Annotated in this window: 30 protein-coding genes and 1 pseudogene; 21 read left to right on the top strand and 10 right to left on the bottom strand. The window is 51.9% G+C overall.

Annotated elements, in window-relative coordinates; all coding sequences use genetic code 11:
- Positions 1-6: 6 nt before the first annotated feature.
- The 6 genes from AACU94_RS04730 to AACU94_RS04705 form a co-directional block, all read right to left on the bottom strand.
- Positions 7-666 (bottom strand): DedA family protein, encoded by a 660-nt coding sequence (locus tag AACU94_RS04730; RefSeq protein WP_000364330.1) that lies wholly within the window; start codon positions 664-666, stop codon positions 7-9.
- 82 nt (positions 667-748) lie between these two features.
- Positions 749-1,561, bottom strand: coding sequence for a tRNA pseudouridine(38-40) synthase TruA (gene truA, locus AACU94_RS04725; protein ID WP_001283597.1), 813 nt, complete (start codon positions 1,559-1,561; stop codon positions 749-751).
- Entirely contained in the window at positions 1,561-2,574 is a 1,014-nt protein-coding gene (locus AACU94_RS04720) for an aspartate-semialdehyde dehydrogenase (RefSeq protein ID WP_130207262.1), read from the bottom strand. Before AACU94_RS04720 ends, truA begins: the two co-directional genes overlap by 1 nt.
- 65 nt (positions 2,575-2,639) lie before the next feature.
- Positions 2,640-3,797, bottom strand: a complete 1,158-nt coding sequence (gene pdxB, locus AACU94_RS04715; RefSeq protein ID WP_135489018.1) for a 4-phosphoerythronate dehydrogenase PdxB — start codon at positions 3,795-3,797, stop codon at positions 2,640-2,642.
- 158 nt (positions 3,798-3,955) lie between these two features.
- On the bottom strand, positions 3,956-4,960 hold the full coding sequence (locus AACU94_RS04710; protein WP_119181204.1) for a phage integrase: 1,005 nt from the start codon (positions 4,958-4,960) through the stop codon (positions 3,956-3,958).
- 96 nt (positions 4,961-5,056) lie between these two features.
- Positions 5,057-5,377, bottom strand: a complete 321-nt coding sequence (locus tag AACU94_RS04705; protein ID WP_135489017.1) for a helix-turn-helix domain-containing protein — start codon at positions 5,375-5,377, stop codon at positions 5,057-5,059.
- 116 nt (positions 5,378-5,493) lie between these two features.
- Here AACU94_RS04705 and AACU94_RS04700 point away from each other — a divergent pair, with 116 nt between their 5' ends.
- Positions 5,494-5,781 carry a Cox family DNA-binding protein gene (locus tag AACU94_RS04700; RefSeq protein WP_135489016.1) on the top strand — a complete coding sequence of 96 codons (288 nt, stop codon included), beginning with the start codon at positions 5,494-5,496 and terminating at the stop codon, positions 5,779-5,781.
- A gap of 1 nt (position 5,782) precedes the next feature.
- Positions 5,783-6,193 carry a hypothetical protein gene (locus tag AACU94_RS04695; protein ID WP_240726437.1) on the top strand — a complete coding sequence of 137 codons (411 nt, stop codon included), beginning with the start codon at positions 5,783-5,785 and terminating at the stop codon, positions 6,191-6,193.
- Here the strand turns inward: AACU94_RS04695 and AACU94_RS04690 are convergent, their stop codons facing one another.
- Positions 6,194-6,376, bottom strand: coding sequence for a hypothetical protein (locus tag AACU94_RS04690; RefSeq protein WP_135489015.1), 183 nt, complete (start codon positions 6,374-6,376; stop codon positions 6,194-6,196).
- Between the two features lie 141 nt (positions 6,377-6,517).
- Between AACU94_RS04690 and AACU94_RS04685 the strand changes: the two genes are divergently transcribed.
- The 15 genes and pseudogenes from AACU94_RS04685 to AACU94_RS04615 all read left to right on the top strand — a co-directional run bounded on the left by AACU94_RS04685 (position 6,518) and on the right by AACU94_RS04615 (position 14,788).
- The gene (locus tag AACU94_RS04685) at positions 6,518-6,868 is read left to right on the top strand and encodes a DUF4761 family protein (protein WP_135489014.1); all 351 of its coding nucleotides are present in this window, start codon (positions 6,518-6,520) and stop codon (positions 6,866-6,868) included.
- Between the two features lie 10 nt (positions 6,869-6,878).
- Positions 6,879-7,157 carry a hypothetical protein gene (locus AACU94_RS04680; protein ID WP_135489013.1) on the top strand — a complete coding sequence of 93 codons (279 nt, stop codon included), beginning with the start codon at positions 6,879-6,881 and terminating at the stop codon, positions 7,155-7,157.
- 11 nt (positions 7,158-7,168) lie between these two features.
- Positions 7,169-7,411: a DUF4754 family protein gene (locus tag AACU94_RS04675; RefSeq protein WP_000514277.1), complete on the top strand. Its 243-nt coding sequence runs from the start codon at positions 7,169-7,171 to the stop codon at positions 7,409-7,411.
- The gene (locus tag AACU94_RS04670; RefSeq protein WP_053897053.1) at positions 7,408-7,521 is read left to right on the top strand and encodes a hypothetical protein; all 114 of its coding nucleotides are present in this window, start codon (positions 7,408-7,410) and stop codon (positions 7,519-7,521) included. Before AACU94_RS04675 ends, AACU94_RS04670 begins: the two co-directional genes overlap by 4 nt.
- 93 nt (positions 7,522-7,614) lie before the next feature.
- The gene (locus AACU94_RS04665; protein ID WP_135489012.1) at positions 7,615-7,989 is read left to right on the top strand and encodes a hypothetical protein; all 375 of its coding nucleotides are present in this window, start codon (positions 7,615-7,617) and stop codon (positions 7,987-7,989) included.
- Between the two features lie 12 nt (positions 7,990-8,001).
- A complete protein-coding gene (locus AACU94_RS04660; RefSeq protein ID WP_135489011.1) occupies positions 8,002-8,328 on the top strand; it encodes a hypothetical protein in 327 nt (108 codons plus the stop codon).
- Positions 8,328-8,531: a hypothetical protein gene (locus AACU94_RS04655; protein ID WP_135489010.1), complete on the top strand. Its 204-nt coding sequence runs from the start codon at positions 8,328-8,330 to the stop codon at positions 8,529-8,531. The genes AACU94_RS04660 and AACU94_RS04655 overlap by 1 nt, the downstream gene beginning before the upstream one ends.
- Positions 8,528-8,745 (top strand): annotated as a pseudogene (locus AACU94_RS04650) (MarR family transcriptional regulator). Before AACU94_RS04655 ends, AACU94_RS04650 begins: the two are co-directional and overlap by 4 nt.
- Entirely contained in the window at positions 8,742-9,041 is a 300-nt protein-coding gene (locus tag AACU94_RS04645) for an ead/Ea22-like family protein (RefSeq protein WP_135489009.1), read from the top strand. Before AACU94_RS04650 ends, AACU94_RS04645 begins: the two are co-directional and overlap by 4 nt.
- Before the next feature lie 14 nt (positions 9,042-9,055).
- Positions 9,056-9,607, top strand: a complete 552-nt coding sequence (locus AACU94_RS04640) for an HTH domain-containing protein (RefSeq protein ID WP_135489008.1) — start codon at positions 9,056-9,058, stop codon at positions 9,605-9,607.
- 320 nt (positions 9,608-9,927) lie between these two features.
- Positions 9,928-10,158: a hypothetical protein gene (locus AACU94_RS04635; protein ID WP_000013475.1), complete on the top strand. Its 231-nt coding sequence runs from the start codon at positions 9,928-9,930 to the stop codon at positions 10,156-10,158.
- A 72-nt stretch (positions 10,159-10,230) separates the two neighbouring features.
- Complete coding sequence (locus AACU94_RS04630) at positions 10,231-10,620, top strand: inositol monophosphatase (RefSeq protein ID WP_135489006.1); 390 nt, start codon at positions 10,231-10,233, stop codon at positions 10,618-10,620.
- Positions 10,617-13,442: a replication endonuclease gene (locus tag AACU94_RS04625; RefSeq protein ID WP_135489005.1), complete on the top strand. Its 2,826-nt coding sequence runs from the start codon at positions 10,617-10,619 to the stop codon at positions 13,440-13,442. The genes AACU94_RS04630 and AACU94_RS04625 overlap by 4 nt, the downstream gene beginning before the upstream one ends.
- Before the next feature lie 76 nt (positions 13,443-13,518).
- Positions 13,519-14,478 (top strand): plasmid segregation protein ParM, encoded by a 960-nt coding sequence (locus AACU94_RS04620; protein WP_000686521.1) that lies wholly within the window; start codon positions 13,519-13,521, stop codon positions 14,476-14,478.
- Between the two features lie 4 nt (positions 14,479-14,482).
- Entirely contained in the window at positions 14,483-14,788 is a 306-nt protein-coding gene (locus AACU94_RS04615; protein WP_135489004.1) for a plasmid partitioning/stability family protein, read from the top strand.
- 335 nt (positions 14,789-15,123) lie between these two features.
- On the opposite strand, the gene AACU94_RS04610 is transcribed toward AACU94_RS04615, so the two are convergent.
- The 3 genes from AACU94_RS04610 to AACU94_RS04600 form a co-directional block, all read right to left on the bottom strand.
- The gene (locus tag AACU94_RS04610; RefSeq protein ID WP_240726436.1) at positions 15,124-15,381 is read right to left on the bottom strand and encodes an ogr/Delta-like zinc finger family protein; all 258 of its coding nucleotides are present in this window, start codon (positions 15,379-15,381) and stop codon (positions 15,124-15,126) included.
- A gap of 65 nt (positions 15,382-15,446) precedes the next feature.
- On the bottom strand, positions 15,447-16,481 hold the full coding sequence (locus AACU94_RS04605; RefSeq protein ID WP_135489002.1) for a phage portal protein: 1,035 nt from the start codon (positions 16,479-16,481) through the stop codon (positions 15,447-15,449).
- The gene (locus AACU94_RS04600) at positions 16,474-18,261 is read right to left on the bottom strand and encodes a terminase large subunit domain-containing protein (RefSeq protein WP_135489001.1); all 1,788 of its coding nucleotides are present in this window, start codon (positions 18,259-18,261) and stop codon (positions 16,474-16,476) included. The genes AACU94_RS04605 and AACU94_RS04600 overlap by 8 nt, the downstream gene beginning before the upstream one ends.
- A gap of 193 nt (positions 18,262-18,454) precedes the next feature.
- Between AACU94_RS04600 and AACU94_RS04595 the strand changes: the two genes are divergently transcribed.
- The 4 genes from AACU94_RS04595 to AACU94_RS04580 all read left to right on the top strand — a co-directional run bounded on the left by AACU94_RS04595 (position 18,455) and on the right by AACU94_RS04580 (position 21,685).
- Positions 18,455-19,336 carry a GPO family capsid scaffolding protein gene (locus tag AACU94_RS04595; RefSeq protein WP_135489000.1) on the top strand — a complete coding sequence of 294 codons (882 nt, stop codon included), beginning with the start codon at positions 18,455-18,457 and terminating at the stop codon, positions 19,334-19,336.
- A 14-nt stretch (positions 19,337-19,350) separates the two neighbouring features.
- Positions 19,351-20,364, top strand: a complete 1,014-nt coding sequence (locus AACU94_RS04590; protein WP_135488999.1) for a phage major capsid protein, P2 family — start codon at positions 19,351-19,353, stop codon at positions 20,362-20,364.
- Between the two features lie 17 nt (positions 20,365-20,381).
- The gene (gpM, locus tag AACU94_RS04585; protein WP_053893967.1) at positions 20,382-21,092 is read left to right on the top strand and encodes a phage terminase small subunit; all 711 of its coding nucleotides are present in this window, start codon (positions 20,382-20,384) and stop codon (positions 21,090-21,092) included.
- Positions 21,093-21,190: 98 nt separating this feature from the next.
- Positions 21,191-21,685 (top strand): head completion/stabilization protein, encoded by a 495-nt coding sequence (locus AACU94_RS04580; protein WP_000459490.1) that lies wholly within the window; start codon positions 21,191-21,193, stop codon positions 21,683-21,685.
- Positions 21,686-21,693 lie beyond the last annotated feature (8 nt).

Raw genomic sequence — 21,693 nt, 5'->3', positions numbered from 1 at the left:
TACTTTTTATTTTGCGGCGCGGGCCGCAGCGCGTTTGTGACGAATAAATTCGAAAACCCCAGGCAATATTGAAACAAAAATAATGCCAACAATCATCAGTTTAAGGTTACTCTGAATGAAAGGGAGCGTGCCGAAGAAATAACCTGCGTAGGTAAAAATCAGTACCCACAACAGTGCACCAATCACGTTAAAAGCGGCGAAATGACGATACGACATGTGGCCCATTCCCGCAACGAACGGCGCGAACGTTCTGACGATCGGTACAAAACGGGCGAGAATAATTGTTTTGCCGCCATGTCTCTCGTAAAACTGATGAGTCTTATCAAGATAACTACGACGGAAAATTTTCGAATCCGGATTACTGAACAGTTTGTCACCAAATAACCGTCCAATGGTGTAGTTGACTGCATCACCCACAATTGCAGCAATCAACATCAGTACCACCATCATATGGACGTTGAGATCATTAGTCTCCAGAGATGCCAACGCGCCAGCGACAAACAGCAACGAATCACCAGGCAGGAATGGCGTTACCACAAGCCCGGTTTCACAGAACAGAATCAAAAACAGAATGGCATAAACCCAGACGCCGTACTCTGCGACCAGCTCAGCCAGATGCACATCAATATGCAAAATAAAATCGATGAGGAAATAAATCAGGTCCATAATTGCCTATGCCTTGTACTCTTCATTTCTCAGGCTGTAACTGCGTTGGCTACAGCCTGAAATTTTTAGAGCATTATTCTCATTAGTCCGCCAGAAACAGCGGGCCCATTGGCGGTTTTGGAAGATCAAATCGGTCAGGGTAATCTACCGCAACCAGATACAGCCCTTCCGCTTTCGCCGTTGCTGCCGCCAACGTTCTGTCCTTTGCCGCTAACAGCTCTGCTATCCAACTCTCTGGCTGGTTGTGGGCGCCTACTTCCATCAGGCTACCGACAATATTCCTCACCATATGATGTACAAAGGCATTCGCTTTGATATCTACCACCACATAAGGACCATGTCGCGTGACGTTAATATGCATAACGTTGCGCCACGGCGTTCGGGACTGGCACTGCACCGCGCGAAATGAGGTGAAATCATTCTCGCCCAACAAGCATTGCGCAGCCCGATGCATCCGTTCGGCATCCAGCGGTTCGTAGAAGTGGGTCACACCTTTACTCAACACCGCCGGGCGCAGCCGATGATTGTAGATGATGTAGCGATAACGGCGAGCCGTGGCGCTAAATCGGGCATGAAAATCATCAGGTACAGCTTTAACCCAACGCACGGCGATGTCACCAGGTAAATTCGCATTTACGCCTAATGTCCACGCGGCGTCTTTGCGCTGCGCGGTGGTTTCGAAATGCACTACCTGCCCGGTGCCGTGTACGCCTGCATCAGTACGCCCGGCGCAGAAGACGGTGATGGGCTCGTTCGCCACCTGGGAGAGCGCCTTTTCCAGCTTCTCCTGCACACTGCGGACTTCGTTCTGCCGTTGCCAGCCGTAATACCTACTGCCGTCGTACTCAATGCCCAGCGCAATTTTATAAACTGGCGGTTGTTGCTGGTCGGACATTAGTACAGATACTCCTGCACCAGTTTCTCGGCGATTTTCACTGCCATCAGTGCGCCGCCAAAACGGACGTTATCGGCCACCGACCAGAACTGGATTTGCTCTGGAATACCGTAATCATTGCGCACGCAGCCCACAGAAAGATGCGGCGTACCGGAAGCGTCACCCACCTGTGTCGGGAATTCGTTCTCTTCGGAAAGCACAATATCTTCGCCCTGAGTAAAGGCATCACGCGCTTCTTCTGCCGCCAGCGGACGCAGAGCTTCAAAGTTGACCATCTGAGCGTGACCGTAAAATACCGGTGCCTGCACGACGCTTGCCGAAATCATCAGCCCTTCGTCCTGCATGATTTTGCGCACTTCATCGACGATACGACGTTCTTCGCGCACACTACCTTCCCTGTCCGGCAGTAACGGCAGCATGTTGAACGCCAGCTGACGTCCGAAGAAATCTTCTTCGTCAATCGGAATACCGTTGAGCAATTTCGCACTCTGCCCCGCTAACGCATCGACTGCTTTTTTGCCCTGGGCGGAGGCTGAAATCAGGCTGGTAACGCTAATACGCGACAATCCGCCCTGATCGATTAACGGTTTCAGAGAGGCCAGCAGTTGGCTGGTCAGGCTGTCCGGTACGGCGATAACATTACGGTTACGGTAATCAGCAAGTACAAACGGGTTTACTTCCGGCACCACCAGCGGTACGTCGGGTTCGAGAGCAAACAATCCGCTGCTGTCGATAACCAGGCAGCCTGAGTTGGTTGCTTCTTCAACCCAGGTCGCGGTCGCTTCTTTGCCTGCGACAAAAAACGCCAGTTGCGCCTGCGTCCAGTCAAATTCGGCGGCATCCTGCACGGTGATTGTCTTACCACCAAAGCGCAGATGTTCGCCTGCGCTTTCGTTACGTGCCAGTGCATAAATTTCCCCAACCGGGAACTGACGTTCAGCCAGCGTTTCAATCAGGGCTTCGCCCACAGCGCCAGTTGCGCCCAGGACGGCAATGTTCCAGCCTTCAGACATGGTGGTTTACTCCAGAAAATGCAAAGCTCCCTGCCTATGTTACAGCAGAGAGCATGAAGAAGAGATTAACGAGCCGGATGATGAACGGCGTTAAAACCCAGTTTACACAGTAATGCCGCCGCGCTGGCGTCATCACAGATCACATACAGAGACGACCATTCGCGGCGCTCAAGGTAATTTTTGCGCAGTTTATCGAACTCACCCGGTATTCCGGCGACTTTACGCAGCGGTGCGTCGTCGCGGCGCACATCATACACCAAATGCACCAGCCTTTTTAGCGTCGGCTGATCGAGCGGACCATGCAGCGTGATGCGGCCAAACTCCGGCGCGGGCAGTAAAGTATCCAACGCCACGTGCTGTTCATGACCAATAAACTTGCTGTAAGCTTCAAACACTTGCGTTGTGCCGCGAGCTTTGCCTTCGAGGGTATAGCCCGCGATATGCGGCGTGCCGATATCCACTTTTTGCAGCAGCTCGACGTTGAGTTCTGGCTCGCCTTCCCAGACATCCAGCACCACGCTTAACTTCTGACCTTCATTCAGGCAGGTCAGCAGTGCGGTATTATCGACAACGGCACCACGGCAGGCGTTAATCAGAATTGCCCCCGGCTTCAGGCTGCGAATCAGTTTTTCATCCGCCAGATGCCGCGTTTTGTACGGACCATCTTTGAAGAGTGGCGTATGGAAAGTCAGAATGTCTGCTTGCGCGACCAGTTCATCAAGAGGACGGAAATCCCCCTCATCCCCACGATCGGCGCGTGGTGGATCGCAAAGTAATGTTTTGATCCCCCAAGCTTCCAGCCGCGCCTGTAACCGTCGCCCGACGTTGCCGACGCCCACGATCCCCACGGTACGCTCGTGCAGTGAAAATCCATCGCGTTCGGCGAGCATCAGCAGTGACGAGAAAACATATTCCACTACCGCAATCGCATTGCAGCCAGGTGCAGCAGAAAAACCAATTCCCGACTGCTTTAACCACGCTTCATCGACATGGTCCGTCCCCGCGGTCGCGGTGCCAATAAATTTTACCGGTTTTCCTGCCAGCAAAGATTCATTCACTTTCGTGACCGAACGCACCATCAAAGCATCTGCATCATCCAGTTCAGCAACTGGAATTGGACGCCCCGGAACCGCTTTCACCTCCCCCAGACGACTAAATAATTCGCGGGCATAAGGCATATTTTCATCAACAAGGATTTTTAACCCTTTTTCAGTCTCTGACAATCTAAGGCTCCTTTATTAACAAACGCCCATTTGCAAACTGCTGTTTAATCTGAAAAAACATTCATAATCATACAGATAACAACATAACCATTTAGACGGGCAATACTGAAAAATTGTTATTCAGTATCGCCCTTTAAGCCGTTTCAGGCTATATAAAATTAATCCCCCGTGGACACTGCGTGGACACTCACGCCACCTTTCAGCGGATTAAGGGCCACCGCATCCTGCAGGTAATCCGGTGCAAAATGTGCATATGCCATTGTTTGCTGAATGGTTGCGTGGCCAAGAATCTTCTGAAGCGCAATAATGTTTCCTCCGTTCATCACAAAATGGCTGGCGAACGTATGCCGCAGCACATGTGCAGCCTGGCCTTTTGGCAAATCGGGCTTAACTCTTTTCAGCGCCAAGCAGAATTCCCGGTACTTCACCTCAAACAAGCCGCCTGTTTCTCTGGTTTTGATCGCCTCACAAACCGCCTGCGAAATTGGCACTGTTCTCTTTCGGCCATTTTTGGTTTCGAGAAACGTTACACGGTTATGAACTATCTGTTCACCACGGAGCTTACAGGCTTCACTCCAGCGCGCTCCCGTGCTTAAACACAAAAGCGCAACACGCCAGTAATCGCCCTCCAGTGTATCGAGCAATAACGCCACTTCCTTCCGGGACAGGAAAGCCATTTCTCGTGGGGATACATAAAGAATAGAAATCCCCCTTACCGGATGCTCTGCATCCCAGAGGCCTATTTTCTTCAGTACTGTAAACATTCCGGATAACCGATTCATGTATCTGTTAGCAGATGACGGTTTCAATCCATCAGCTATCTTTTGAGAACGCCACGCGATAATTTTCAGCTTATCAAGATCCACAGCCTGCATATCAGCGCCAAGCTCATTGATTATGTTGCGCAGTTGTTTTCGGTCTTCTTCCGCCTTACGCCTGTGCTGGCCGTGATACATCCACCACAACTCAAGCAAATCATTTAGCGTTCGACGATCACGGTAGCCCTGTATATATTCCCGCTTTTCAGCGTTCGCCATGATGTAGCGTTCAGTGGCCACCGCTACCGATTTTTTGTCAAATACCTTACGCACGCGCTTTCCCTTGCGTCCGTTCGGCCTGATGTCCAGCAAATAACGACCATCTTCGAGCTTCTTAATCGACATCGTGAAGCCCTCCAATGAACCGCTCTACAATTTCTCCAGCCTCTTTCCAGCAATAATCAGACCAGACAAAAAGCAGGTCTAACCAGTTTTCTGGCCTCAGTGGGGTGATTTTTGGTTTGTTTCGGTTGAAACCTGATCGCCTTCCGAATCGAAGAAGCCATCAAGAGAGAGAGGCGGAGCAATCTGCCCCGTCGCAGCATTAGTTTGATTAAACATCACCCAATCCGAATACTTCCGAAAACGAGGATGATTCAAAATCAGGAGTAACGTTTCTCCAGGTATCATTCTTCCCAATATTTCATAATTTTTGAGATTGTTTTGAGATACCCCTGTCACCTCTCCCATCTCTCTACGTGACAATCCCTCTGCCTCTCGAATCAGGCGAAGTTTTTCTCCAAGGCTTGATTTATGGATCATATGTGATCTAAACTCCACGCTATTGGGTTACATGTAATACAAAAACATTCAAATAGCCAAAATAAGCCTATATAAGCCATTTTGGGCCATTTGGACGAATTAAGGAGATTACCACAATGAGCGAATCAGAGCTTGAGGGGTTCATTCAGGTAGCACCATATCCACTTGAAGCGGTGCCATATCAACTATTTGCCAAGATGATTGGCCGCAAAGAATCAACCGTCAGAACCATGATTGACGCCGCAAAGCTACCAACGGTTGATTTCACGAAGCCAGGTTCAGTGAAGACGCGAGCATCAGAAAACTGGATATATCTGCCAGCGTTTAATGCGGGTATGCGCAAGGCATTTTTTAATCAGCCGAAAGAACAACGAGAGGCATGGTTGCTGTGGTTGGGGCTTTGAAATGACAAACTACGAAGACAAAGCACTACTGGAACGACTGGAAACCCTGAAAAACGAAAAGCCACACCAGAAGGTTTTACTCGTTTTTCCAGGTAAGCCGCAGGTCGAAATCAGCGTTGACTACCACGAATTACACAGAACGTTCGCTGGCCTGATGGCATTAAAATCAAAGCTTCAGAATGGCGAAGATTTGAAAGATATCACCCTGCATCCTGACGATGAATACGGCCATTTTTGTCGAGATGGCATCAAAGAAACTATTGGAATGATTTTAGAACCAATATACGGCGTTGCGCTCCGTTTTCCCGCCAAAGAAGTCTTTGAGCTTTATCGACAAATTTTAAGCAGTGACAACATGGTTATTGAGGTCGGAAATGTGCCAGAGAAAATCTCCGGCACTGGAGTTAAATAATCACTCAGGAAGAATCCATGTACTTGCCTGAGGATATTTTCTTAACGCAAGAGTACGCAATTCATTCGCGAGCTGACGAATGGTTTTTGATGGCTCTCCTTTATTCGGAGGATTAACCGGCGCTTTCTCTAATACAGAAATTGCCGCATTTAGCGCATCAATAACCTTTTTATCATAGGACATATTTTATTCCTTGTGGTTGGTTGAACACGCGCCCTTTACAGCCCCTTCAAGACTGCGGGCGGTGGAAAAATACCACAAAACCATGCGCCGGGCATGGCTAAAACCCGGCACAAATTCGCAACAGCAGCAGGATATTTTTGTATGAAGCAACGACGTAATTCTTCACGGCAACACTTCCGCAATGGTGCTGAACGCCATGCTAACCGTTTCGCTACCAGTGCATCACGCAGCAGCTCTCGCTACAGCCTGAGCGAAACACACGCAACGCCGGATGGCTACCCAGTAAAACAAATCGGCGAGCATGCCTGGCTGATTGAGAAAGCTGGAATCGTGGTCCATAAATGCCCACGCAATCCGTTTACCGGAAATCGCATTTTTGCACTAAGCAGCGGCGACAATCAGTTCGGGCAGGATTTCACATTATACGAAGCACTACGCACGGTTGATCGTCTGCTTCGCGGACAAAGTTTTATTAAACAGGCTGATTTATAACAGGTGCTTTATGACCAAAGAGCATGCACAAGGTGTATTTATCCGCTTTATTGATTTTCGCGGTGAACTTTTATTGCGCGCATCAGCCATTAATGGTGTGGCCCAGGCAAAAAACGCAACCACTCATATTTATGTGGACGGCGGCGCACAACTGTTCGTGGAGCTTCCGTACCAGACCGTACGAGAAATCATTAGCGAAGCTGAAAAGGCACGTCAGGTTAATGGCGATGAACCCTATATCGAAATTATTTGTATGGATTCAGAAGCCGAAATTCAGAAAGCAGATTAAAGGGCGTTGCGATGGGCAAAGAATATAAAACTCTCATTAACAAAGCACTTGAGCGTTTTTATTTTCGCTTAAGTGCATCAGGCGCTCATGCTGAACGTGCAGCCCGTGACTCATTGACCAGGGCAATCCGGAGTCTGTATGACGTGGCTTTTTACGCTGATGATCTGGATGCACTTAACGAACTTTCCGAGCTGATCTGTGCCGCAGAATGCGGGGAACATATTGAACCGTATAAGCTGGGGAATATCGCATGAATATATTTATTTCGTGGCTTGTTCTGATTTTTTCGGTGGTTTGCGCAATTGGTATTATGCGAATTATTCATTCAGTAAAAAAGATTGAACGTTTTTTCACTGGCGAATAACAGCATAAACAAAACACCAGATTAAATACGAAAACATGAAAACTATCCGCATTCGCGGAGGCGTTCGCACACGTAAATAACGGAGATACAAAAATGTACTCAAAAGAAGAAGGCATTATTCACAACCTGAATGAAATCGCAGATATGCAAGGTGAAGTAGCAAAAGAAGCCATGGCGAATGGCCACATGGACACCGCAACTCTCTCATTAATAATCGCAAAAACTGCTACTGAAGCCGCTGAAATCATCGAAAAACAGGCTGCCGAGCTGGAAGTTATCAGGGCACAGCAAACAAAAGAAAATTCGCCAGCCACCAATATCGGCAAGCGAGTTCGCCTCGCTGTTGCTGACGACAAAATTTACATCATCGTAGCCGAGTCTAAAGACCAGGAGAAACTCTTAATTAAGGAGATCTCCGCCAACCCCGCTCTGGAAGCTAATAAAAAAGAAGTCCGCTTCATTGACTGACGGAATAACGCAATGGAGAGACTGAAATACATCGTGGCCCTGCTGGACCACATCATCAGGACCGCAACCGGCTTTTACTATCGCCCGTTCAGTGCGTCATGGGATGGGGCATTAGAACAACTACTGGGTGAAGGTTCACTCGTAACCGTGAATCGGCATAACGCGATTTTTTATTACGGCGAGAACTTCTTTGAGGTGTGGGTAGCTAACCGCTGGTATGGCTACGGCTGGCTTAACCGCGTTAATGGTTCTGACGCCAACAATCGAACTCGCCCACGCTTTCGCACCATGTACCGCCTGCATCAAATGGTGCAGGCCTTCCAGGCTAAGGAAACGTAATGGCAATTAAGAAATTTACCGTCACTCGTTTCACCTCCAGAGGGCGTGAATACGAAGTTGACGAACGGCTGATTAAAACGCTCGACCGTCACCGTTCGCAACCTGACGCGCATCACATTTATCTCATAGACGACACATACTTCTGCGCCACGAATGTGGTGCAGGTGAACCTTATCCGACAGATACAGGAGTCACGAAGATGACCATTCTGGACTATATCGCCGCCAATCCGGGGTGTAGTGGCGGAGAAATCGCCGCCGCGCTGAGTTACGCCGACTCTGGCGTGACGGCTTGGTCATCCGAGAAGAGCGCAAAACAGGCGGTCGGTTCTCTTGCAAGGTAAACCCGATGCCGTTCGGGTGCGGCAACCCACTCACCCACATGTTTAACCAGCTACTGAAGGAAGCCAGAGCATGAGCACCATCAACCACCAGGAATTACGCGAACTGGCGACTGACCTGCAACGAATGGCAACACATCAAAAATTACTGGCATTTCGCGCAATGCTCTCGCCGTCTGCTGTGCTGGCACTGCTGGATGAGCTGGAGCACGCCAGAACCATGGCTCCAGCCATTCGCCTGACGCTCCACCATGAAATCGCTGATTTCTGCGCAACGCTGGGTGCACCAGGTGAACCTGAAGACCCGGAAGCAATGCAGCAGGAGCTGCTGCAACGCATCGACAACGTTTTCGATTTTTTCCTTAACCAGTAAGGGAGCAAATCACAATGAAACTCAAACCAATGGGTACGCCTGGCGTGGCTCCGGCACATGTAAAGCCATGGACACAGCAGGAGGATGAAATGCTTATCTCGCTTTATCCAGAGTACAACACGCGCCAGATAACTGAACGAATTCAACGAACCCATGATGCCGTTATGCACCGACTTGGTTTTTTGCATAGCCGTGGATTGATTGGTCGCAAGAGAAAGACACTGAGTGCAAAGGAGATCGCCTTTCTCATCGAAAACCGCCGCACCAGAACGGCGAAGGAACTGGCCGCCGAGGTGGGATGCACCCGTCGCACAGTACAAGTGCACCTGAAAAAACGTGGTTACAGCCTGCGAAAATGCGGAGAACTCCACCACCTGACCAGATACAGCGATCACCTGGTGAAACTGGTGACTGAACTACATGATGAGCAGCACATGACGTTCGCCATGATAGCAAAACACATTAATCACACACTGCAAATAAAAGTCACCACTCGCACAGCACGTTCTCTTTACGGTCGCCGCACCGCAGCGGATGCCGTGCTGTACGAGCTATTACCAAACTGAGTAACCACCATGCACACACAAAAAAACCGCTTGCCATGCCGCAATCAGTCAGGTTACATTTCCGCTGCACCTCATAAAACGGGTGCCGGGTTTCGCAGCCCGCTGACAAACGTAGCGCACAACCGCGCCAGCGGTTTTTTTGTGCGTACTGTATCGCCACGTCTTTTTCGCACACGAATTATGGTGGGGCGTACGGGGCCGACTTCGGTCGGGCCGGGTTCTGCGTTTGCCGGTACTGCGAACCTCGTACGTCTCGCCACCCACAGTTTCGCAGCTCTGGATGGTGAGTTTTCAAAACTTACACACGTAGAGGCCACATCATGGCAAACCGCAAACAACAGCGCGCATACGCTGCGCGTCGTCACATCCAGACTGAAATCAACCGCAGACTTTCCCGCGCATCACGCGTCGCGCAAATCATGCACATCAATATGCTGCATGAGCGCAGCCACGCACTATCAAACATTTATTCCGCCTCTGTTTTCAGTTATCTGGCGGATGATCTGCACGAGCTTCAACAGCTCATCCAGCAGCAAAACAAACTCCATTAATTCCTGTTCCGGGCCTTTCCTGCACCTTGCGGCGGGAGGCCTTCGCACATCTGTAGTAAAGAGAATTGCAGCATGATTGACGCTCATGACTTCACAAGATGGGTGCGCACACAGGACACCCGTCTGGCTCCCGTTCTTCAGGGATTATTTGATCTCTACATCCGTGGTCGTGACAACAGAGCACGCACCACAAAACCGGAGAATGCGGACACCCTTTATTTCACAGTAGACGACTGCTACCGCGTGGATTTCACACCACACGGGCTGGCGTTGCACTGCCTGACACCACACGGCGAATCACTGCTGGCGTATTACGACTCCCCGGCCTCCGTATTTGTGGCAATGCTGGCGCATCGCACTGCTGGCGGGTGTGCCTCGCTGAGTGAATACACCGCTGAATTTAACCGCCTTTCCGCCATCTTCTCGCAGGAGTGGCAGCGCGTGACGGGATACCAGCCATGAGTGAGTTTGCATGGAGCTGGAATGAACCACGGCCAGCCATTGATCCGGCCAGATTTACGGAGCGCAGGCAGGAAACTGAAACCGACCTGCAACGCGCCATCCGTTACTACCTTGAGGCGGACAAAAGGGCACAGGAAGAACAGGAAGCGAAGGAAGAAGCCTTTTTCGCACAATCCGATACAGGCAAAAAACTCATGGCATCCCTTGAGGAAGCCGGGCAACGCGAAAAACTGATAAAAAACATCATCAATAAGCGCCAGGAAATAAAGCAAGACCCGGTGGCCAGCGCCTTTGCCGAACTGAAGGCACTTCCCGTTTATCTGCGTGAACCACTGAGCCGCCGCCTCTCTTTTTTGCGTAAGAAGCAGGAATCTGATCGCCAGAAAGGCAAAAAGAGCCGACCAGCAGAGGGCTATGCACGCGGAACCCTGCGCAAAATATTCGAACGTCTGGATCGCACTGACGGACGCTGGCTGACACCGGGTTATCGCTCCCTTGCCGGGCGCGAACGCCTGGACGATTTGCTTTACCTGCCGCAGCTCAACAAGCACCAGATACAGACGCTGGCCGTCATGACAGCGGCGATGCTCAGCAGCACCTTCGAAACACTCTGCGATGGCTTTGGTGCCAGAGATGGCGAGCTGACCATGGATGTAATGTTGAAGGCTTACCGGATGCTGGCCCGTATCGCATTATGCCTGCACATCATGCCGCCACATTACGAAGCCCTGAACAAGAGCGTTCCGGATACGGAATTGTTACCGGGCGCAATCCTCCGCCTGACCTGCGCGGACTGGTGGAAGCGCAAACTATGGCTTCTACGTTGCGAGTGGCGGGAAGAACAACTCCGCGCCGCCTGTCTGGTTTCCAGAAAAACATCGCCCTATCTGAGCCAGGACGCGTTAAGCGAGTTTCGCGCGCAGCGCGAGAAAACACGCGATTTCCTGAAAAGTTTCATGCTGGAAAACGAAGACGGCTTCACGATTGATCTCGAGACAGTGTATTACGCGGGAGTAAGTAACCCGACTCACCGTAAGGCAGAAATGATGGCCACCATGAAGGGGCTGGAACTTCTGGCCGAAGCCCGTGGCGACAAAGCGGTGTTTCTGACTGTCACCTGCCCGTCAAAATACCACGCCACAACAGAGAACGGTCATCCGAATCCCAAATGGAACGGGGCCACAATGCGCGACTCCAGCGATTACCTGGTTAACACGTTTTTTGCGGCGGTCCGCAAAAAACTGAGCCGCGACGGCCTGCGCTGGTATGGCATCCGCACGGTGGAGCCTCACCATGACGGCACCGTGCACTGGCATATGATGGTCTTTGCTCATCCGGAAGAAATCGACACTATTGTGTCCCACGCCCGCGATATTGCCATTCAGGAAGACCGCCACGAGTTGGGCAGCGATATCACCCCGCGCTTTAAGGCGGAGTACGTCGACGGCTCAAAAGGCACACCAACCAGCTACATCGCCACCTACATCGGAAAGAACCTGGACAGCCGCGCCGTGGATGGTATCGACCCGAAAACGGGCAAGCCACGCGTTGACCACGAAACAGGTAAATCAATGGCCGAGAGCGTGGAGCGCGCCATCGGCTGGGCGCGCCTTCACCGGGTCCGCCAGTTCCAGTTCTTTGGCATCCCCTCCCGTCAGGTATGGCGTGAACTCCGCCGCCTTGCCAGCCAGATGGCACGCAACCCGGAAGGCCCGCAACGGCTGAAGGATGATGCAATGGATGCGGTACTCGCTGCCGCCGATGCCGGGTGTTTTGCCACCTACATTGAAAAACAGGGTGGCGTACTTGTTCCACGCAAGGACTACCTGATTCGCACCGCCTACGACCTCGCAGATGAGCTGAACGATTACGGCGAACAGAGCGTACAGATTTACGGGATCTGGTCGCCGCTCATCGGGGAGTCTTCCCGCGTGTGCACACATCCGGATAACTGGACGCTGGTAAGACGTAAACCGGAAGCGGAAGACAGCGCCCACGAAAATGGTTTTGACCTTCAGGGCGGCCCTGCCGCCCCTTGGACTCGTGGCAATAACTGTCCCCTTGTACAGGAAACGGACAACAACGGGACAGAACAGCCGGAAGAACGGTCAACACCGTGGCCGCAGCTTCCTGACGGCGTTGATGTGGATGAATGGATGCACTCACTGAAACGGCACGAACGCCGGGCGCTGATGCGTTCGCTGCGTGACAAACAGGCAAAAAACAGCAGCGATGAAATGCAGAGCTGGACACAGAGCCGCAAACAGCCACAGCCTTTGCCTGATAACCACGAGTTACTCGCCAAAGAATGGCGGGAGTCTGCTGAATCTCTCGGCCTGCATATTGGTGAACAGCAGATGCAGCACCTGTTACGGGGCGGCAGTCTGTACGTTGACGGCAGCATCATTGCACCGCAGGGATTTGAAGTTGTACGCAAACCGGATACCCGCCCGGACAGCCGAATCACGCAGCTCTGGCAGCGCCTGAGCCGTAATCACGGCGTAAGCAGCACGGAGATCCGCCATAACCCGGTCGCCAGCTATCTGGCACAGCTGGGGGCATCAGACCCCGAAGCCGCCGCACGCCTGGCATCCACACTTCAGCAGGACCAGAACATCATGAAAACACCCGTTACCGTGCTTTCTGACATGCTGCGCGCCATCCGTGACGCAGAGCACGCACAGAGAATCAGTGAAACTACTGAACGCGTCCACCGCAAAGCAGACCTGCTGCGGGGTGGCCTGACCCGTGGGAACAAAAAACAGACAGAAACGGGATTCACAAATCCCGTAAATGAGCAAAAAACGCGCCGCGATATATGAAGCACGCATAAAACAGGCAAAAACGGGATTTAAAAATCCTGTAACCGATTAATTAATCAACATAAGGAAAAGCGACATGAAAATTTGTATCGACGACGGCTCCACCAACATCAAGCTGGCATGGACTGAGAACGGCGAACGCCGCAACGCCATCAGCCCGAACAGCTTCAAGTCGGAATGGTCTGCGCCGTTCGGTGGCACGCAGCCCGCGAACTACATGCTTGATGGCGTGCGCTATGGTTTTGATCCGGTCAGCGATCGCTTTGTCCAGACGACCGACACGCAATACCAGTACAGCGATGTGAATGTAATTGCCATTCATCACGCGCTGGTCAAATCAGGCATCACACCACAGGAAGTGGATGTGGTTGTCACCCTGCCACTGAGCGAGTATTTCGATACAAACGCACAGCCGGACATGGCCAACATCAACCGCAAAAAAGCGAATGTCATGCGCCCGGTGGAGTACCAGAACGGCGAAGCATTCACTATCCGTAACGTACGGGTTATGCCTGAATCCATTCCGGCTGGCTTTAAGGCACTGGCTGACATGAGTCCGTTTGAATCCCTGCTGATTGTGGATTTGGGCGGAACCACGCTGGATGTGGCAAAGGTTCAGGGGCAACTGGCAGGTATCAGCCAGGTGTTTTGCGATCCACACGTAGGCGTTTCTCTGATGGCCGATGCCGTACTGTCGGTGATGGCCACTAACGGTATGCGCACCAGTCACCACATCGCCAATACCATTATCGAACATCGCCATGATGAAGCCTGGCTGCGCCAGCACATCCACAATGACGCGCATTACGCCAGCCTGATGGCGGTTATTCGTGAAAAGGAAGAAACACTGAAACAACGCGTGATCCGCGCGCTGGCGGTTTTTTCGGGTTACGGGCGGGTGATGGTTGTCGGTGGCGGGGCGGAGATTGTGGCACCCGCTATCCGCGAAGCCTGCGGAGTTAATGCGACTTTCATCGCGGACGGGGTGCCACAGTTTGCTCTGGTTAATGGGCTGTACGCAATGGACAAGGAGTAAACCAATGACGACACCAACCAGACGGATAAGTTTCTATCTGAAGCCAGCTGCCGTCAAGAGTGAACAGGAGGCGTGCAATTACCTCAATAGCCTGCCAGCCTCCGAACGCAGCCGCGCGCAACGCGCGGCTTTTCTGGCCGGACTGGCTCTTATAAAACGCGCCCCCGCGTTGGCGTATTCGTTAGCTGAATGGTCAGAAGACGAAATCCAGATACCATCATTGCCGGCACAGTCAGAAAGACCGACAGCGAAGAGTGACAGTAACACACAGGTAATGAAAGATAATATCCGCGCACTTTTTCCCGAATAACCCCATCAGAGTGGCCGACGGATAACCGCTAATGGTCCACTGCAGGAGGGTACGAACTAAACGGGGCTGGTGAGCCGGGGCATAAATCCTTTATGCCCCGGCGAAGCAGCAGACAAGCGAAGCGCGTCAGTCACCGTAGCAGGGAAAATAACTTTATCGTTGAGCTTAAATTTATTAAGCATTATCTTTCGCCTGCAAACTGTATTGTAAGGTTTTGGGGATTCAGAGGCGGCTCCCCCAAAAAAGTTGATACCGCCTAGTTGGTCACTTCGTCGTCAGACTGGGACTCCAACCACGCCAGCTGAGAGGTTGGCACAAACCTCATGCTATCCCCATTACCCGGCCTGCAACAGCTCCAGCGCCATCTGTTTTTCTTCCGGGCGCATTCGTTCAATCAACAGCTTTAACACGCCATTCTCCAGCCCGCTGGGCACCAGTGTGTGCGAGTAGGTCAGGTTCATCACCCAGGTGTGCCCGCACTCGAGATGGGTGCAACGGTAATAAACATCTGCAAAGCGATCATCTTTCCAGAAGGTCTTCTCAATCACTGCGCGTTCGCCACAGCAAAAACACCGCGCTTTTTGTCTGCGCATTTTCCACCTCCCGGGGCAGCGTTTTCCTGCTGCTGATTTTACCCGCTCTTTTCGCATGTCGCACATCACTCCCGGGGTTCATCAAAATCAAGAATAAATTTCACCTCCCCCAGTCGCCTGATATCCGGGTCACTGTTGATTCCCTCCATAATCAGGCGGCGCATCGGAATAACCTCATCTCTGTAATATGCCTCGCGGGATTTCAGCGGATCACCAAGCCCGGCCGTATTTGCGGGAATGATGCCGGCAAGTCCGGGTGGAAAACGGTGTGCAACGAGCTGATCCTGGGCACTGATGGTTTTTATATTCAGGAACTCATCTTTTGTACCTGAATCCCCGATAGGGATCACCTTAACGCCTTCTTTGTCTCCGCCAGGTATATTGATAAACATGGATTTAAAATTGCCCGCCCCTTTTGACGCCTCTATCTTTTTACGGAATTCCGCCTCGAGCTCGGGGTCCATGTCCGGGTCAGTGGAATACAGGATATAACCAAGATGTGCGCCGTTCTTGTAATACTTGCGGCGAAAGCGGGTGGCATCCACATTCAGCATGGCGGATTCCATCCCGTGGATATAATCCGGAACACCGTAAACCTGCTGTTGCGGGTCATAAATAGCCACGAACACCACTTCGCCTGGCGGGTAAACGAGATCTTCCAGTGCTGCCTGCACAATCACCGTGCCACCCTCGTTGTTACGCCGCAGGTACAGAGAAGGCAACGTATGCAGGCGCACCACCCGCCCGAAGCCATTGCGCACTTTAAGCAGTCCCATATCCCCGAATATCAGCAGATTGGTCACCGCTGCCGCCATGGCGGCGTGTGTCATACCACCACCCCCACGAAAACCCTGCATGATCATATTGACGCGTGCACGCAGTACCGCGCCGTGATACGGTGCGATATTGGCCAACATAGCGAGATCCATGCGCTCAATGGGCGGCGTGTACCAGCCGTTATAACCATCCCAGAGCGAGCCGTAATAACAGCCCCATGCAGCGACCGGTTCCGGGTCACCAAATTCAATAAACGTCATTTTGCTGGCTGTTTTTTTTGCTACGCCATCGTGTAACACGGGGTATTTTTTCTTTTTACTCATCTGACAGGATCCATGTTGATTTGCGCTTGTGCTTATAGTTCAGGGGTTCATTACTTGCGGCATGAGCTATGGCAAAGAAGATGTCAGCGTGCCCGGTTTCTTCGCTACGTTCGGCGGTGAAAGTGACTTTATTGCCGCTGTTGGTGGATTCCTGACGAATGGCCAGGAACGATGCCGGAATATCCGTGGCTTCCTCATCCCACTCAATACGGTTGGCGTAAATCAGATCCAGCATCTTCATCACCAGGCGGTTTTTGGATTCCACGCTGTAATGAATGGCCACTGTTTCACGGCGGGCAAATCCCTGAACCAGCTCAAAGACACCGTAACCAAGACCGGTGACGTCAATGCCGATAAACGTCATGTTATAGCGCGCCTTAATGCTGCGGATACGCTCTGCCATAAACTGGAATGACATGCTGCGCCAGTGGTGTTTTTCCAGCACGCGGAATCGTTCTGCCGCAACCAGCGGCGGTGCCAGCACAACAAATGTGGCGTTATCGCCGGAGCGCGCCGGGTCAAAGCCGCCCCACACCTCACGGTTACCAAATGGCATGGACTCTTCCGGGTGATAATCCTCCCACGTACTGACATCAACACCACAACGCACAAGATCATCGAATTTAAAGACGCTCTCTTTGTCATCCACAAACACGCACATAAACAGCATATTGAACGCTGTTTCGTTGTATCGCTCGCGCAGCTCGTTGATGTCAGCAAGGTTAAAACCGCCGGCAATAGCATCTTCCAGCGTAACCACATAGCGCCACTGACCATCCGGACATTCACGCCCACCATCGCGCAGCTCATCAAAGGACGGAAACTCAACCCCTTTTCGTTTCGGATCGCCTTTGCGCCATTCATCGCCAGACCAGAACGGGTAACCCTGGTGTGTTTTGGATGACGGCGTGGAGAAATAGGTAATGCGCCAGTGTTTATGGGTGGCCATCCCTGATGCCACTTCATTGAGACGGCGAAAACCGGGGATCCACAGGTATTCATCAATATACAGGTGGCCGCTGTTTGACTGCGCTGTGTTACTGTTGGTCGCCAGAAAATACAGTTCAGCCAGGTTACTTAACTTAACCGGATTGCCTTTAATGGGAATACCAAACTCTGTTTGTGCAATTTTTACAATATAAGTACGGAACACTTCGGCCTGACGTTTTGATGCCGATAAAAATATCTGTGTGTCGCCGGTTAATACTGCATCTTCAAATGCCTCAAACGCGAAGTAATACGTCGCCCCAATCTGGCGGGATTTAAGCAGGTTGCGCACACGGCGGAATTTGTTTTCACGCAGGCGCAACTGATAAGCAAACAATTTTTTCGTAAACGGCTCAAAACTTTCCGCTGTCAGTCCGGAAACGTCATTAGCTTTGCGGGGGCGCTCTTTCTTACCTGCACCTTTTTCTCCGCGTTCTTCTTTTCCATAACGACCAGACTGGGGAATATCCGCTCCCATTCGTTCAATCTCGGCCATTCGTTCCGTGTGCTTGTTCCTGACCGACATCAGTTTGACGTGATGGCCAATCAGGCGATCGAGTTCATCGTGTTCTTCCGGCGTTTTATGATCACGCTCCGCCAGTACAGCGAGACGACGGGCGATAACATCCTCCACGCCTTCAGTATTAAGCTGCGTGTACCACTCAAATTTTGTCGCCCAGTAATAAACAATTCGCGGACTGTTCAGTCCGAGTTTTTTTTGTATTTCTTTTGGTGTGTGTCTTTTCAGATAGAGCGATTTTGCAGCAGCAATCACCTCATCAGAATACGCCATAAATAAACCTCACCTGCTGATGCAATTTTAATTTATGCATTTTCAGCAAAGGTTTTTTTAAAAACGAATATCTCTTTTCGGTATTTTTCGGATATGTGCGCATATCCGAAATTACCGGAAATTAATCAGGTGACGTTTTTTTTATTTCCCTCTTAAATAACACCAGTTAATTTTTATCAGCGGGTTGATTCAGATGACGAAACAAAAAACAGACTGGATAGTGATAGCCACATCAGGCCCGACCGTTGACGGGCGGGAGATTGATCCCAAATGGCTGACAGATGCGGCGGAGGTTTACAACGCTGACGAGCGCACTGCCATGCTCTGGCCATTTCATGCATCCCCCTACACTTATCAGTTTGTTGATAATTACGGTCATGTGGATGCACTCAAAACAGAGAAATTCGGCGACAAAATTCAGCTCAAGGCCCGCATTACGCCAAATCGCTTTTTACTTGAGGCGAATAAAGCGGGGCAAAAGCTGTTTACCTCTATTGATGTTGGTGAAAATTACATGGGAACGGGAAAGTTTTATCTCCGCGCCCTCACAGTAACCGACACCCCTGCCAGCATCCACACCACCCGCCTGCAATTTTCACAGGGCGAAGCTATTCGCACGGGAAACGTGGAGGAACTTTGTTTCACATTACAGTCAGATGACGAGATAGCCAAAAAGGCATGGTTCTCACAGCTCTGGCCATTCAAACAGGAAAACGATATGAACGAAAAACAGTTCGGTCAGTTAATGGACGCCATCAACAAAACCGGCGAACGCCTGGACAAACTGGAAGAAAACGTCGCGCAGTTCAGCGCGAAGGATGCCCCGAAAAATACCGGTGATAACAAGCCGGAAGGCAGCACTGGCGATCAGGGGCAGGACAACGCAGAACAGAACAACAAGGACGACAAAACCTTCACGCTGACCACCGAGCAGGGTGAAAAGCTGTTCTCCACGGTGAACGCCATCGCGGAGAAAGTCACCAGCATGGAAACCGCATTTGCTGAACTCAGCAAGGATGCCACGAAGCTGCCGGGTAACAATCCGGCCGGTGGCGAAACTTTTAACCTGGTGTAACCGGAGAGAACGCAATGAACATGACACCAGAAGCACAAAAGCTGGTTAATCAGTACCTCAGCGAATTGCAAAAAACATTCAGTGACTGCGCTGCCTCAGGTGATCGCGCTTTTTCTCTGACCGAACCGCGCAGCATTGCCCTGCGTAAAGCCCTGCTGGAAAGCACCGAGTTTCTGAGTTTCATCACCTGCATGGACGTTCCGCACCCGCAGGGACAGGTCGTCACCGTGGGTGAATCCACGCTGCGCACCGGTCGCGTGAAAAGCGGTCGTTTCGCCAAAGGTTCAGGCATCAAAGGCAACGAATTTAAACTCGTTGAAACTGATTCCTGCTGCGTGATCACCTGGGAACAACTCGCCATCTGGGCGAATGCTGGCAGCCCGCAGGAATTTTTCAACCTGATGAACTCCGCAGCCGTTACCAACTTTGCGCTGGATATGCTGCGCATTGGCTTTAACGGTAAAACAGCAGCGGAAAACTCCGATCCTGAAAGCCATCCGAACGGCGAGGACGTCAACATCGGCTGGCATGAAATCGCCAAAAAGTGGGGAGAACAGCCCGGCAATACCTCCCGTATTCTGACAGACGCCGTTACCCTGGGCGAAGGCGGCGATTATGTCGGTCTTGATGCCATGGCCTCAGACCTGATCCGCACTTACATCCCGGCACAGTATCACAACGACCCACGACTTACCGTACTGGTCGGCGCAGACCTTGTGGCTGCTGAAGAACTACGCCTCTACAACAAAGAGGATAAGCCTACCGAAAAAGTGGCCGCACAGTTGCTGACGAAGAACATTGCAGGCCGCAAGGCCATCATTCCGCCGTTTATGCCGGGCAAACGTATGGTGGTGACCATGCTGCCAAACCTGCAGATCCTGACGCTGAAAGGCTCCCGCCGCCGCAAGGCAGAAGATGTGGGCGATCGCAAACAGTTCGAAAACTCATACTGGCGTTACGAGGGGTACGCCCTGGGCGATCCGGATTTATATGCTGCCGTGGATGAGTCTGCGGTCACCATCGCCTGATAAACGGAGCGCACGGTATGCCAACGCCAATGCAGCGACAACGTGCCCGACAGATGGATGAGCGCCGTGCGGCGCTCATGACCAGAACGGACGGGAGCGCCATCAGCACAGAGAGTCAGCACATTAAGCTGCTGGCACTGGATAACGACATCAGACAACTGCACAACATGGAGCTGCTGTCTGACAAGCTGGAATTCAAACGGAACACGCTGCTGCCCCGCTGGCTGCCACACGCACAGGCTTATCTGGAGGGGGAACGCGTCTATCAGAATCCCATTCTGGTGTACTGCATCATCTGGCTGTTCGATACCGGGCAGTTTGAGATGGCGCTACGGTGGGCTGACATTGCCATTGAGCAGGGACAGAAGACGCCGGAGAACTTCAAAAGCGAGCTGCCAACGTTTGTGGCCCATTTCATTCTTGAATGGGCAGAAACCGAAGCTGAACGCGGGAACAGTATCGCGCCATATTTTCAGCAGGTGTTTGAAAAAATCCGTGACAAATGGCGCGTGAATGAACGCCTTGCTGCCCGCTACTGGCGCTTTGCAGGCGTCCTGCTGCTGCGCGGCGATGACGGTAAACCGCTGGCCAGTGCAATTAACGATCCGGAGAGACTGCAACAGGCCGACCAGTGTCTGGAACGAGCTGCCTGGCTGCATCCAAAAATTCAGGTGAAAACCCTGCGCCAGCGCATTGCCGCAAGACTGCGCGCGTTGCAGGGCACGTAAACGACTCCCAACAACCGGGCGGGCGCGGTGGAGGTGTGCCGGCAAAAGCCATCAGCACACTGCGGAAACCGGTCAGCCCGCCTTTCCCCGGAGTGAGCATGTTTGACGGGAAAAGCATTCACTATCAGCAGGCCATTATTCAGAACGATGGATTCTGGCCGGATATTGATGCCGGCGATTTTGAAAAGAGCCGCAGCATCCCCGCCGTCACGTCACACGAAACGGTGCTGACGGCGCTGCTTTGCGCGGTAACAGAGATTAACACTGAACTGGCTGCACGCCGTGAATACTGGCAGGAACAGGGCCACATCCGGGCCGCTGATATTCCGGGTTACACCGTGTTGCAACCAGAGCCGCGCAATACGGATGCACAACCTGAACGGATGCAGAACCACATTACAGCACTGTACACCAAGGCTGTGTATGCCCGCGCAAAGGCCGATCTTTTGCCGGAATCTGCCAGCGTGGGGCGGCGCGAGGCGCAGCCATCATCAGAAGCCAGCGAAAGCCGCCGGACATTGCTGGCTGAAGCGGCCATGGCGGTGCGGGCGCTGCTGGGCCGACCGCGTGCATCCATCGCGCTGATTGATTAAGGAAATGG

It is taken from the genome of Escherichia sp. E4702 (genome assembly GCF_963883545.1).
GTDB lineage: Bacteria > Pseudomonadota > Gammaproteobacteria > Enterobacterales > Enterobacteriaceae > Escherichia.
The sequence above is the reverse complement of the archived record's forward strand: the minus strand, read 5'-3'. Positions and strand labels throughout refer to the sequence as shown.